The 13,713-nt window shown below is 30.9% G+C and carries 10 protein-coding genes, 1 other RNA gene and 1 pseudogene; 7 read left to right on the top strand and 5 right to left on the bottom strand.

Features of this window, described 5'->3' with window-relative positions; all coding sequences use genetic code 11:
- The first annotated feature begins 13 nt into the window (after positions 1-13).
- The 3 genes from V6251_RS00060 to rsmD are packed head-to-tail and all read left to right on the top strand — an operon-like array spanning position 14 to position 2,116.
- Positions 14-754 carry a hypothetical protein gene (locus V6251_RS00060; RefSeq protein WP_341586435.1) on the top strand — a complete coding sequence of 247 codons (741 nt, stop codon included), beginning with the start codon at positions 14-16 and terminating at the stop codon, positions 752-754.
- The gene (locus V6251_RS00055) at positions 738-1,559 is read left to right on the top strand and encodes a DUF3822 family protein (protein ID WP_292946004.1); all 822 of its coding nucleotides are present in this window, start codon (positions 738-740) and stop codon (positions 1,557-1,559) included. Before V6251_RS00060 ends, V6251_RS00055 begins: the two co-directional genes overlap by 17 nt.
- The gene (rsmD, locus tag V6251_RS00050; RefSeq protein ID WP_145001564.1) at positions 1,559-2,116 is read left to right on the top strand and encodes a 16S rRNA (guanine(966)-N(2))-methyltransferase RsmD; all 558 of its coding nucleotides are present in this window, start codon (positions 1,559-1,561) and stop codon (positions 2,114-2,116) included. The genes V6251_RS00055 and rsmD overlap by 1 nt, the downstream gene beginning before the upstream one ends.
- 35 nt (positions 2,117-2,151) lie before the next feature.
- On the opposite strand, the gene rnpB is transcribed toward rsmD, so the two are convergent.
- Positions 2,152-2,459: RNase P RNA component class A (gene rnpB, locus V6251_RS00045), an RNA gene on the bottom strand.
- Positions 2,460-2,618: 159 nt separating this feature from the next.
- Here rnpB and V6251_RS00040 point away from each other — a divergent pair.
- The 3 genes from V6251_RS00040 to V6251_RS00030 are packed head-to-tail and all read left to right on the top strand — an operon-like array spanning position 2,619 to position 5,484.
- Positions 2,619-4,349 carry a DNA polymerase III subunit gamma/tau gene (locus tag V6251_RS00040; RefSeq protein WP_341586434.1) on the top strand — a complete coding sequence of 577 codons (1,731 nt, stop codon included), beginning with the start codon at positions 2,619-2,621 and terminating at the stop codon, positions 4,347-4,349.
- 2 nt (positions 4,350-4,351) lie between these two features.
- On the top strand, positions 4,352-4,888 hold the full coding sequence (locus V6251_RS00035; RefSeq protein ID WP_341586433.1) for a hypothetical protein: 537 nt from the start codon (positions 4,352-4,354) through the stop codon (positions 4,886-4,888).
- 14 nt (positions 4,889-4,902) lie between these two features.
- Entirely contained in the window at positions 4,903-5,484 is a 582-nt protein-coding gene (locus V6251_RS00030; RefSeq protein ID WP_341586432.1) for a tRNA-(ms[2]io[6]A)-hydroxylase, read from the top strand.
- Between the two features lie 75 nt (positions 5,485-5,559).
- Here the strand turns inward: V6251_RS00030 and V6251_RS00025 are convergent, their stop codons facing one another.
- The 4 genes from V6251_RS00025 to V6251_RS00010 form a co-directional block, all read right to left on the bottom strand.
- Positions 5,560-6,096, bottom strand: a complete 537-nt coding sequence (locus tag V6251_RS00025) for a porin family protein (RefSeq protein WP_341586431.1) — start codon at positions 6,094-6,096, stop codon at positions 5,560-5,562.
- Between the two features lie 97 nt (positions 6,097-6,193).
- Complete coding sequence (locus V6251_RS00020; protein WP_145001559.1) at positions 6,194-7,105, bottom strand: Ppx/GppA phosphatase family protein; 912 nt, start codon at positions 7,103-7,105, stop codon at positions 6,194-6,196.
- Positions 7,098-9,158: a polyphosphate kinase 1 gene (gene ppk1 / locus V6251_RS00015; protein WP_341586430.1), complete on the bottom strand. Its 2,061-nt coding sequence runs from the start codon at positions 9,156-9,158 to the stop codon at positions 7,098-7,100. Before ppk1 ends, V6251_RS00020 begins: the two co-directional genes overlap by 8 nt.
- A 40-nt stretch (positions 9,159-9,198) precedes the next feature.
- Positions 9,199-9,687 carry a SixA phosphatase family protein gene (locus tag V6251_RS00010; RefSeq protein WP_341586429.1) on the bottom strand — a complete coding sequence of 163 codons (489 nt, stop codon included), beginning with the start codon at positions 9,685-9,687 and terminating at the stop codon, positions 9,199-9,201.
- Between the two features lie 380 nt (positions 9,688-10,067).
- Between V6251_RS00010 and V6251_RS00005 the strand changes: the two are divergent.
- Positions 10,068-13,713: pseudogene (locus V6251_RS00005) on the top strand (SprB repeat-containing protein); the annotation flags it as partial.

Genomic DNA, 13,713 nt, shown 5'->3' with positions numbered 1-13,713 from the left:
TTAATAAATCACTATGAAATTAGCACTTATTATAATTGGAGCAATCCTATTAACCATTTTAATTGTTTGGCTTATTGATAAATTTGTTCCAACAAAAGCAAAACCTTTTATTACTATTGCGCTTTGGGGCCTTATTATCTTTTTAGGATATTTAACTTTTAACTCTGTTTATGGTGAGATAAAATTTAATCAATTAAAAGAAAAAAGATACGCTTCAGCTATTAACCGTTTAATTGATATTAGAGATTCTCAATTAGCACACAGAACTGTAACTGGTAAGTTTACTAAAAGTTACGACTCTTTAATTAAATTTATCGAAAATGGTAAATTTACTATTGTTGAAAGAAGAGACTCAAGTGTTGTTGATGAAGAAAGAACTAAAGCTTATGGTGGTGTAACGTCTTATAAAGATATTGTTATCACTGATACTATTGGATTTGAATCTGTTAAAGAAAGATTATTTAAAGGATCAGATAGATATAAGCAAATGATGAATGTTCCTGTAGGTAAAGATGGTACTAAGTTTACTATGGATGCTGGAGAAATTGAAGATGAAAATGGTAATAAAATTCCTGTTTTTGAAGCATTTGTTAAAAAAGACGATATCCTTTTTGATCAAGATAAAAATTTAGTTCTTAAAGAAAACCAAGTAATATCTGTTGAAGGTGTTAATGGTGATGCTTTACGTGTAGGATCTATGAGTTCTGCTAAAACAATTGGAAACTGGCCTAAAACTTATGGCTCAAACGAATAAGGAATATAATCATTTAACCAACCTAGAACTGTCCATTCAAATTAGTTTGAGTGGACTTTCTTTTTGTGTTTTAAACCCAGATACTAAAACCATTATCGAGTTAAAATCTCAGGTATTTAGTATAAAAAAAACACCAACAGAACTTCTAGACGCAGTAATACACCTTTTTAATACAGAAGAAATTTTAAATCAAAACTTCTCCTCAATTAACATAATACATGTTAATGATTGGTCCACCTTAGTACCAAAAGCATTGTTTAAAGAAGATTATTTAGCAGATTATTTAAAATTTAATACCAAGATTTTAAAAACTGACTTTATTACTTTTGACGAGATTATCACCAATGAAAGCGTTAATATTTATGTTCCGTTTACTAATATAAACAACTATATATTTGATAAATATGGTAGTTTTACATACAAGCACTTCTCTACTATATTAATAGAACAATTATTAGTTAAAGAAAAGCATTCTAGCGTGACTAAAGTTTACGTAAATATAGATACTAATAACTTTGAAATAATAGCTATTAAAGAAGGTGGATTACTACTTTATAACACCTTTGAATATCATACAAAAGAAGATTACATTTATTACCTTTTATTTACTTTAGAACAATTACAGCTTAATCCAGAAACGCTACAACTAGTTTTACTAGGATTAATTAATAAAGAAGATGATTTATATAACATCACTTATAAATACATCCGAAACGTATCTTTTGGAAATAGAATGGATACCTATAATTTTACAAAGACACCAACAACAAATTACTCATATTTCACCTTACTAAAAAGCTTATAATGCGCATTGTATCAGGACAATTTAAAGGACGAAGAATTACAGCACCTAAAAAGCTACCTGTTAGGCCTACAACAGATATGGCTAAGGAAGCTTTGTTTAATATACTTAATAATCAATTTTACTTTGATGATGTTTCTGTATTAGACTTATTTGCAGGAACAGGTAACATAAGTTATGAGTTTGCTTCTAGAGGTACACAAGAGATTTTGTGTGTTGACCAAGATTATGGTTGTATAAAATTTATTAATGAAACTGCTGAAAGTTTTGAAATGGATATACAAACCATAAAAAGTGATGTTTTTAAGTTTTTAGAAAAAACTAAACAGCAACATACAATCATTTTTGCAGATCCACCATACGACTTTACAGAAGAAGCCTTTTCTAAAATACCAGAGCTTGTATTTGAAAATAACCTTTTAGAGTCTGAAGGATTATTAATAATAGAACATTCCAAGCATACAGACTTATCAAACTTAAAACAGTTTGTACGTTCCAAAAGTTATGGCGGAAATGTATTTAGCTTTTTTGAGAATGAAGCGTCAGACGAAGAAGAATAAACAAAAAAACCATCTATAATAGATGGTTTTTTTTATAAATAAGTAAATCTATAAGCCGGATTTTGTACTCCCTAAAGAGCCCTTATCATTTATCTGAGCTTGCTGTTACCAACACGCTTTAGCTACCTACCCTCTAACAATCGCGCGTGCACGCTCAAACGTTAGTATACATGGTATTGCACCTCATAGAGTTTACCTGGTTTCACTACAGCATGACCTGTACATACTTTCTGTTGCACTTTTCCTCACCTCTCGATGGATGGCTGTTAGCCACTATGATTACACTATGGTGTCCGGACTTTCCTCTTTAAAATAAATTTAAAGCGATAAGGCGATTTACTGCTGCAAAATTACAACAAACTAAACATTTTTAAAGCTAGAAACTTTAAATACTTTTAACCATTACCTGTATTTTAAATTTGTTGATAACTATAAATAAAATCAAGGCTAAGACTTCCTAATTAACCTGCTATTTTTTAAATTTGTTGTTCAATAATTAGTCATGGAGCATTTTGTAGTATCAGCAAGAAAATACAGACCACAAACCTTTAAGGATGTTGTAGGCCAAACTGCTATTACTAATACTTTACTTAATGCTATTGAAAATAATCATTTGGCACAAGCACTACTTTTTACTGGACCAAGAGGTGTTGGAAAAACAAGTTGTGCACGTATTTTGGCTAAAATGATTAATAGTGATGATAACGAAACAGGTGAAGAAGACTATGCGTTTAATATTTTTGAATTAGATGCTGCGTCAAACAACTCGGTAGACGATATCAGAAACTTAACAGACCAAGTTAGGATTCCGCCACAAGTTGGAAAATATAAAGTCTATATTATTGACGAGGTCCACATGTTATCTCAGGCTGCTTTTAATGCTTTTTTAAAAACATTAGAAGAGCCACCAAAACATTGTATTTTTATTTTAGCAACTACAGAAAAACATAAAATTATACCAACGATACTATCTCGTTGTCAAATTTTTGATTTCAAACGTATAACTGTTAAGGATGCTAAAAATTATTTAAAATACATCGCTGAAGAGCAAGGTATAAATGCTGAAGATGATGCTTTACATATTATCGCTCAAAAAGCGGATGGAGCTATGCGTGATGCTTTATCTATTTTTGATAGAGTTGTAAGTTTTTCTGGTAAAGACCTGACACGACAATCGGTTACAGAAAATTTAAATGTTTTAGACTACGAAACCTATTTTGAAAGTACAGATTACATTTTAGAAAACAAAATTCCAAAACTTTTAATTCAATTTAATAAAACGTTGGCAAAAGGTTTTGATGGACATCACTATATAGCAGGTTTAGCCTCTCACTTTAGAGATTTACTAGTTTGCAAAAATCCATCAACTATTGAGTTACTTGAAGTTGGAGATGATACTAAAAATAAATATTTAGAGCAATCTAAAAAAGCGGAACAAGACTTTTTAATAAAAGGTATTAATCTAGCTAATGATTGCGATTTAAAATATAAAAGCAGTAAAAACCAACGACTGTTAGTTGAACTAACACTAATGCAACTTGCCTCTATCACTTTTGATGGAGAAAAAAAAAATAGCAGTCGGTTCATAATACCACCTTCATACTTTAAAAAAATAGGAATTAAACCTATTAAGGTAGTAAAACCGGTTCATGTTGAAAACACATCTGTATCTCAACAAAACAACACAAAAGTTAATCCTGAATTACAAAAGCAAGCAGAACCAACCAAACCTAAAATTGTCTTGGAAAATGGTATTGCTTCTAGTAAAAAAAGAACTTCAGGTTTATCCTTAAAAAGTATTAGAGCTAAAAAAGAACATCAAATAAAACAATTAGATGTTGTTGTTGATGAGGAAAATTTACCAAGAGAACCTTTTAATCAAGATGAATTAACTGAAGTTTGGAATGCTTTTGTACATCAAATAGAAAAAGAAGGTAAATTTAATTTAGCCTCTATCCTATCCATTGATAAACCAACGTTGGCAGAAGATGGATTTTCAATTAAATTGACGTTTCCAAACGCTACAAATAAAGTTGAAGTCGAAAGACAATCCTTTGACTTGATGTCCTATTTAAGAAAAAACTTAAAAAACTACGACATTGCTTTAGATATAACCGTTAATGAAGAGTTGGATACTAAATACGCTTATACACCTATTGAAAAATATGAAAAGCTTAAAGAAAAAAACCCTAACTTAGAGCTGCTACGTAAAACCTTTGACTTAGATGTTTAATCATGAATAAATTAGCAGTAATATTACTTGTTGTAATTGTCGCATTTTTAAGTTGCGATGGACGTGATCGTGTTAAAAAATCCAAGACACAATTACTTACTGAAAGTAACATGCTACAATCCTATAAGACACAAGTAACCTTTTTTCCGGAAGCGTATACAGAATCCACCACTGATACTATTTTAAGTAATGGCTATAGGGTTAAAATTAAAAATTATACAGATATGAATCATTCTGTTTTAGGTTATACCTCAGAAAACGTCATAAAGTCTAAACATTATTATAGAGAAGTAATTTCAGAAATTGAAGTTTTTAAAAACGATAAAATTATTTTCAAAAATAATATTATTGAACAATTTTTATTAGAAAATAGTATGAACTACGTTACTACTGAAATTTATGTTGACCAATTAAAATCTTTACAAACTAACACTTTACATTTAATTGCTTCCCAATGCATACCAAACACTAAGGATTGTAATACTTATAGCATAGCAATTAATACACTTGGGGATTATACCATAGAAAGAAAGAGTTAACAACTAACAAAATTATGCTAGGACTAAAATTACCAACCGATCCAAGATGGGTTAATATTGTAGAAAAAAACATTGAAGACATTTTAACAGATCATGCATATTGCGAACAAAAAGCAACGAGTACTGCTATCTCATTAATTGTTAGTTTTCCGGAATATACAGAATTAGTACAAGAAATGGTAGCCTTAGTTAAGGAAGAGATAAGCCATTTTAAAATGGTCCATGATTTAATACTAAAAAATGGATGGGTTTTAGGTCGTGACCGCAAAGATGATTATGTATTACAGCTTATAACCTTTTTTCCTAAAGGAGGAAGTAGAACAACACAATTAGTCCACAGGTTACTTTATGCTGCTTTAATTGAAGCTAGAAGTTGCGAACGCTTTAGATTGTTATCTGAAGAATTGGAAGATAAATCTTTAGCCGAATTTTACCGTAAATTAATGGTCAGTGAAGCTAATCATTACACCATGTTTTTAGGTTTTGCAAGACAATATGGAGACCGCAAAGAGGTAGATAAAAAATGGAATGATTTACTTGAGTTCGAAGCTGAAATAATGGTTAATCTAAGTAAAAAAGAAACTATTCATGGTTAACATGGTTAATCAAAAGCTATAAAAAAAAAGCCAATTCTAATAGAATTGGCTTTTTTTATGTTGTTAATACAGGCATTAGAATTTAACTCCTACACCTATTTGCATATTTGTGTTTTTAGCTTCTAAACCAATCGCGTTATCATCAATAACATTAGTTAATCCGTAAGAATATCTGAAGTCAATAAAAAACTCGTCAGAAATCATATATTCTAATCCACCTAAAGCAGAAAAACCTAAGTTTTGTAATCCATCTTCATAAGAGTGACCTTTTAAACTAGCTTGAGGACCTAGACCAATAGATAAACTTTGTCCAATTTTATATTTAAAAAATAATGGTACTTGAATGTAGTTAATACGTAGCTCTTGGTCTTTTGCTCCTTCTGCAGAGAATTGTACTTCTGGTGCAAAAGAAAAAGATTTAGAAAGACTATACTCTCCAAAAAATCCTATAAAAAATCCATTTCTATGTGCATTTTCAACTCCTGTTGGAACTTCGGGATCAAAATCTAAATTAGATATATTGTATCCAGCTCTTACACCATACAAAGCGTCTTGAGAAAATCCGTAAAAAGAAGCTAATACAAACGTTAATAGTAAAATAGTTTTTTTCATATTTTGAAAAATTTAGTTGGTTTTTTTGAGTTAAGTTTTGTAAAAGTAAATATAATTTTTTTTTAAGTAATAGAAAGTAATAAATAGATAAAGTGTATTATTTTAACTTTGTATGGCTAGAAACGGTATCATTATACATACTTTTTATGATTCCGTCTGCCAATCCTATTTTTGGTACATAAATATCTTTAGCTCCACTCCACTTCATGGCAGACAGATATATACGTGTGGCAGGAATGATAACGTCTGCCCTATCTTGATTTAAATCTAATATAGAGATACGCTCTTCATATGAATACGTTTGTAACATATTGTAATAAGACGTCAAATAAAAGTAAGATAACGGTTTACCCATAGCTTTACCAGACACTTTAAATATCTTGTTAATATTACCACCTGAGCCAATTACCTCTATCTTATCATAAGTTGTGGTTTGTTGCTTTATCCATTGTTCTAACTCAATCCAAGCTTCCTTTTTAACCATATCATTAAGTAGTCTAACAGTACCAATCTTAAATGATTTAGAGGCTATTTTTTCACCTTTGACAATTACAGAAAATTCAGTGCTACCACCTCCTACATCTACATATAAATAGTTTTTATTTACATCAATATACGATTGTAAATCTGTAGCTGCTATAATAGCTGCTTCTTCTTCACCTTCAATAATATCAATCTGAATTCCTGTTTTTTTCTTAATTAATTTTGCAACATCTTTACCATTATTTGCTTCACGCATTGCAGAAGTTGCACACGCTTTATATTTTACTACACCATGAGTTTCCATAAGTAATTTAAAAGCTTGCATGGTTTGTAGCATACGATGTACATTGTTTTCCGATATTTCTTCATTTATAAAAACATCTGCACCTAAACGCACTGGAACCCTTACTAATGAACTTTTTTTAAATCTTGTGTCACTGCCTTTTTCTTCAACAATATTAGATATTAATAATCTAACAGCATTAGATCCAATGTCTATTGCAGCATATTTTTGGATTTTAAGCATCTAATTTATTTTTTAAATACGTGTAAGCTTCAAATTGAGATCTGTATTTAGGTTTGTCATTACGTTTGTAGGTATTGTTTTGTGCTTTATTTAATATTCTAGCTTTAACATTATCATTCCAACAAATATGAAATGTATCTATCAATTCTTCCTTGATATCATTATCATAAATAGGACAGCTTACTTCTACCCTGTTTTCGATATTTCTGGTCATAAAGTCTGCAGACGATATATATACCAATGGATTGTTGTTATTACAAAAGACGTATAGTCTTGTATGCTCTAAAAACTTATCGACAATACTTATTACTTCTATATTTTCACTTATTCCTTTTACTCCTGGAACCAAGCAACAAATACCACGAACAATCATTTGTATTTTAACTCCAGCTTGACTTGCTTCGTATAATTTATCTATCATTGGATAGTTAGATATACTATTCATTTTAAGTTTTATGTAACCAGGTTTACCATCTTTAACATTATTAATCTCTTTATCTATAAGATTAAAAAACTTGTTTTTTGTATAATGTGGTGATGTTATAATGTGTTTAAATCTGTAAATTTTATAATTAACCTCAAAAAAATTAAACACTTTATTGACGTCTTTTAATATTTTTTGATTAGCTGTAAACAACGTGTAGTCAGTATATATTTTAGCTGTAGACTCGTTAAAGTTACCAGTGCTTATAAAACCATATCGCTTTATTTTTTTGTCCTCTTCCCTTTCAATAATACACATTTTGCTATGTACTTTTAATCCTTGAACTCCAAAGATTAATTGTACACCTTCTCGCTGCATTTGTTCCGCGTAAGCGATATTAGCTTCCTCATCAAAACGTGCTTGAATCTCCATAGAGACCATTACTTTTTTACCGTTTTTTGCTGCATTTATTAATGAACTGGCTACGTGAGAAATTTGTGCTAGTCTATAAATTGTAATTTTAATGGCTTTAACTTGAGGGTCTAAAGCTGCTTCTCTTAAAAACTTAACAACGTAAGAAAAGGTATTATATGGTGCATATTGTAAATAGTCTTTTTTGGCTATTGTTTCAAAAATACTGCCTTCTAAACTCAAACCTTTAACTGGTAATGGTACTATTTTATCATACAATAAATTAGTACGTCCTAAACTAGGAAAATCCATATAATCTCTTCGGTTATGATAACGTCCACCTGGTATAATACTATCCGTATTATCAATACCCATTTTGTCCATTAAAAACTCTAATGTTTTTTTGTCTATGGTTTTATCATAAACAAATCGTACTGGCTCACCTTCTTGTCTTTCTTTTACTCCATCACTGATTTTTTCCATGTAACTTTTGGTCAAATCACTGTCCAAATCTAACTCAGCATCTCTAGTGATTTTAATCATGTGAGCAGTAATTTTATTATACTCAAATATGTTAAAAATATCGTTTAAAAATAGTCTAAGTAAATCGTCTAGCATGATAATATTATCTGTATCACCTACTTTTGGTAACACAATAAAACGATCCATATTTTTAGAGATTTCAATTAAAGCATATTGATTTTCGCCATCTTTTAAATGCATGTTAACAGCTAGATAAGCTGCGCTATCTTTAAGATTAGGAAGCTTAATTTCGGTATTTAAAACTATGGTAACAAGAGCTGGACTAACCTTTTCTAAAAAGTACTTTCTAAGGTATTGTTTTTGAGCTTTTGTGATTTTAGATTCTCTTAGAATGAAGATATTCTCTGCTTCTAACTTTTTTTGAATATCACTTAAAATCTTTAAACTTTCGGTTTGATGTTTAATAACGATATTGGTAATAATCTCTAATAACTCAGATGCTTTAATACCACCAAGTTGACTTTTACCTGCTCTTCCAGCATAGTCAATACGCTTAACGGTAGCGTATCTTACTTTAAAAAATTCGTCTAAATTATTAGAAAAAATTCCTAAAAAACGTAATCGTTCAATAAGTGGTACAGACTCGTCAGCAGCTTCTTGTAAAACACGATGGTTAAATTGTAGCCAACTTAACTCTCTGTTTATGTATTTATTATCAATAATATGGTTAGTCATTTACAGCAAAATTTACTACAAATATATCTAATTAGATTGTCTATTTTAAATGTTTTGGGAAGACAATTTTTGTAGTGTTACCATTTTTTATGTTTTTCCATGAATTTTGATCAAATTCTATTTGCACAAAACCTGAGGTTGTAACGTTGTCAATGCTTGTATTACCTAGAGAATTACATAAATTTGTCAAGGCATGATTATGCCCAAAAACCATCAAAACATTAACGTTATCATCACAGTTATTTATGACCTCTAAAACTGAGTCTCCAGAAAAATCATAAAGTGCTTTTTTTTGCTGAAATTGTATGTTTTTTAAATCTAAAACATCGACGAAAAGCAATGCTGTTAATTTTGCTCTGTGTGCAGTACTACTTAAAATTAAGTTAGGCTTTATGAAATTAGTTATTAAGTGATTAGCAACCAAATTAGCATCTTTAACACCTCTTTTTTTTAAAGGCCTATCGTGATCTGACACATTAAATTGCCAAGAAGATTTGGCATGTCTAATAAATTGTATAATTTTGCTCATAATTGTCGTTTAAGTACTTTAATATCCGTTTATTGTTTTTTAAAATACCATTTATCGGTTTTATAGGTGCTATAACATATTTATTTGATTTGATGTGTAAATCGTACTTCTTTTGTTATGCTATTAATTAATTTTGATCCCTGAATATAGAGTAAATAAAAAAAACCTACAATTATCATTTTTTGATAAACCTCCCTTAAACTGTAGCAATTTTTTAGCTTTTATGAATAGTTAAAAATATGAAATTTAACGCAGTAAAATAAGTTTATACTATGAGAACAAAAGATTCTCTTTTTAACCTTTGCGCCAATAGTGAACTATTGGCAGCTATTTTCCTGCAATAAATTTATATTAAAAATAGAGTATTAAACTAATAAGTTTTGAATATATTGAAAACAAATTACACAAAAAGGTTATTATTAATAATATTCCTTTTAATTGGCTTTAGTCTGCAAGCTCAAGTAAAAAAAGTCTTTACACCTCGTTATAGTGCCTCTATTACTGGAGATGTAAAGATGGTTGGTAACAACATGTTGTCCAGGACTTCTACAGGAAGTTATAATGGAGAGCAGGACAATCATGATTTTGTGGACAACGTTTATGTTGACATAGATAGTGATGCTAGTACATTTAACTCTAGTAGTGCCAATCTAACAAATCCATATCCTAACGATAGTTGTTTACAGATTGAAAAAGTACTATTGTACTGGGCAGCTGCAGATAAAGGAATTGACGTTGTTGGAATTGAAACCGAAAATCAACCAAACTGGAATTACAACAATGTAAAATTGATGCTTCCAGGTCAAACCACCTATACTACCATAAATGCAGACGAGGTAATATATAGAGGTAAAAATCAAAATCCACATTTAAATAATGACCCTTACGTATGCGTTAAGGACATAACTAATAGTGTTAAAAATTTAGGAATTCCTTTTGGTAAATATCAAGTTGCCAATGTAGAAGCTAAAACTGGTTTTTTAGTCTCTCATGAAAACACCAACACTGGTACATCTGGTGGATGGCAGGTCATTATGGTCTATAAAAGTGACAAATTAAAAGCTAGAAATATAACACTTTTTGATGGTTACGCTAACGTTACTAGTAGCCAAAATAATTTTGATATTAATATTTCTGGATTTCAAACTGTACCAAATGGTATTGTTAGATCTGACATTGTTATTGGAGCGCTTGAAGGAGATAGATCTTTGACTGGAGACCGTTTACAAATATTAAATACCTCTAATACGTTTGTTGATATATCTGCACCATTAAGAGATTCTAACAACTTTTTTAATAGTAGAATTACTGTAGGACCAAGTAATGGAGCAAATAATTTTACTGACAGGAATCCAGCAAGTACTAATACCCTAGGTTTTGATGCTGCTGTTTTCCCTTTAAGTAATCCTGGTAATTCGTTATTAACTAATAACCAAACTTCTACTACACTTAGATTAACATCTAATCAAGAAACCTATGGCTTATTTGTTTTAGGTTTTTCTGTTGAAATATATCAACCAGATTTACAAACTATTTTTACAGCGACACCAGCCACTATTACACCTTCTAATAGTGCACAAACGGTTACCTATACTGCAAATGTTTCAAATATTGGTAATGATAATGCCAACAGTGTTACTTTAACTACGATTATACCAAATAACACCGAGTTAATCCAACCTATAACTGGATTACCTACAGGTGTAACTTACACTTACAATACAACAACAAGAGCCTTAAAATTTACCGTTCCTAACGGACTATTAGACTCAGGTATTAGTCTAAATCTAAATTATAACGTCTCGGTTTACGATAATTGCTACTATTTGCAAAATAGCTGTTCTAGTACGTTAAACTCTAATTTAGTAGCAACATACATTGGGCAAATAAATCCAAAAGATATCACCACTGGAAGCTCCAATGGAATAAATAGTTGTGGTATTGGTAACGAGCTAAGTACAACTGTAAATATTGCTGCTCCAGCTCCTGCAACATGGGTAACTGCTGCTTCTGCTTTAGATCGAGAAATAGAATGTAACAATCCAACAGCTTTAAGTAACGCTCAAGCGTTAGCACCTGTATCTTCATGTCCAGGTTTAACTCCAATCAAAACTTCAGGTAATTTTGTTCCTTCTAATAATTGTCCAACCTTAGGTACATATACTAATACTTGGAATTTTACTGATTCTTGTGGACGTACAATTGCTAATTATGTTCAAATAATCACAGTTAAAGATACTACAGCTCCAGTTATAGATACAAATGCTTTTGACTTTACAGTTCAATGTGATCAAAATAGTCAAGCTGCATTTAATAATTGGTTAGCTACCAATGGTAGTGCTACTGCTACGGATAATTGTGGTGCTGTAACATGGTCAAATAATTATAGTAACTTTAGTGATGATTGTGGTGCAACAGGATTTACTACAGTTACTTTTACTGCTTCTGACGCTTGTGGAAATTCATCTTCAACTACAGCTACTTTCACAATAGAAGATACTGTTGGCCCAACATTTGATGGATTCCCTGCTGACAATAATAACGATCAACCCTCTTGCGTTGGTGTGCCAGTTTTAAGTTTCTCAAATTATACAGAAGTTTTAGGTGACGGAAATAATAATACTTTTTTACAAGGTGAAAAATTTAGATACACTAATGTTTCGCCTGGTGTAGACGCTATTATTACAATTTTAGCAACTGTAAATACAACTGTACCATTATTAGATGACAATTCAAGTGGTAGTGTTGACTCTTTTAGACCAAGAACTGCATTTAGTATAGCTAATAATGGAGATAGAGCTTACGTTGAGTATCAAATAGATTTTATAGACAATTCAAATAATCAACCAACACCTATAGCCGAGTTTTATACTACTTATAGTGATATTGATGGAAATACAAATTATGGAGAGGTAAATTGGACACAATTTACAAATAGCTATACCGTAAATGACCCAACTGACTTAACGATTACAGAAGAAGGTCCTTGGATTGTGGCAACAGCTGGAACAACTGAGTATACAGGTGTTACTAATACATATCCACAAGCAAATATTACAACTAGAAACACAAATACATCTTCATTTAAATTTAGAGTAGGTGTTGTTGCAAGAAAAGCTAATGTCTCAGGCTCTGGAAGACAACACAATATAGAGTTTGCTTGTATTTCAAATTACACAAATCCTAGCACTATTTCAGATGAAATAACACTTGAATGTAGTGATTTAGAAGATGCAGAAGTACTTACAGCAACTGACAACTGTAGTGATACAACTGTAACTTTTAACGAAATAAGAACTGATGGTGATTGTCCAAATACTTATACATTAGAAAGAACTTGGATTGCAACCGATGATTGCGGAAATGAGACAACAAGAACTTTGACCATAAATGTTCAGGACACCACACCTCCTACGTTTGTCGAGACTTTACCAAATAATATTACAGTAGATGGAAGTAATATTCCTGATGCTGCTGTTTTAACAGCTACTGATAATTGTGGAGATGCCATAGTTACTTTTAATGAAGAAATTGTTGGAGATATTTGTACCGGAAACCAAACAATAACAAGAGAATGGATTGCTACCGATGCTTGTGATTTGACAACATCTCATACTCAAGTTATCACTGTAAATCAACCTGTCTTAACTGCATCAATTGATTCTGTAACTAATATTTTATGTTCAACAGAAGCTACGGGTACTATAAATATTGCCGTTTCTGGAGGTTCTTTACCTTATACATACTCTATTGATGGTGGTACGACATATACATCAAACGCTACGATAAATGATTTAGCAGCGGGTAATTACTCTATAATAGTATTAGACGCTAATGAATGTTCTACTACTTTATCTGCAGAAATTCTTTCTAACTGTACTGATGCAATCACTGACATAAACAATACGTTTGTTGGACAACCAGTCTCTGGTAATGTATTAACTAACGATGAAGATTTTGAAGGTGATAACCAAACAGTAACTGCTAATACGAATCCAGCTAATGGTTCAGTAACTATTGATGCTG

Source organism: Olleya sp. Ti.3.14 (assembly GCF_038154885.1).
Taxonomy (GTDB): Bacteria; Bacteroidota; Bacteroidia; order Flavobacteriales; family Flavobacteriaceae; genus Olleya.
The sequence above is the reverse complement of the archived record's forward strand: the minus strand, read 5'-3'. Positions and strand labels throughout refer to the sequence as shown.

Bases quoted from the DNA above. Each gene is read 5' to 3' on its own strand.
- V6251_RS00055 (WP_292946004.1), top strand. From the start codon at position 738: ATGGCTCAAACGAATAAGGAATATAATCATTTAACCAACCTAGAACTG.
- V6251_RS00030 (WP_341586432.1), top strand. From the start codon at position 4,903: ATGCTAGGACTAAAATTACCAACCGATCCAAGATGGGTTAATATTGTA.
- V6251_RS00040 (WP_341586434.1), top strand. From the start codon at position 2,619: ATGGAGCATTTTGTAGTATCAGCAAGAAAATACAGACCACAAACCTTT.
- V6251_RS00020 (WP_145001559.1), bottom strand. From the start codon at position 7,105: ATGCTTAAAATCCAAAAATATGCTGCAATAGACATTGGATCTAATGCT.
- V6251_RS00035 (WP_341586433.1), top strand. From the start codon at position 4,352: ATGAATAAATTAGCAGTAATATTACTTGTTGTAATTGTCGCATTTTTA.
- ppk1 (WP_341586430.1), bottom strand. From the start codon at position 9,158: ATGACTAACCATATTATTGATAATAAATACATAAACAGAGAGTTAAGT.
- V6251_RS00025 (WP_341586431.1), bottom strand. From the start codon at position 6,096: ATGAAAAAAACTATTTTACTATTAACGTTTGTATTAGCTTCTTTTTAC.
- V6251_RS00060 (WP_341586435.1), top strand. From the start codon at position 14: ATGAAATTAGCACTTATTATAATTGGAGCAATCCTATTAACCATTTTA.
- V6251_RS00010 (WP_341586429.1), bottom strand. From the start codon at position 9,687: ATGAGCAAAATTATACAATTTATTAGACATGCCAAATCTTCTTGGCAA.
- rsmD (WP_145001564.1), top strand. From the start codon at position 1,559: ATGCGCATTGTATCAGGACAATTTAAAGGACGAAGAATTACAGCACCT.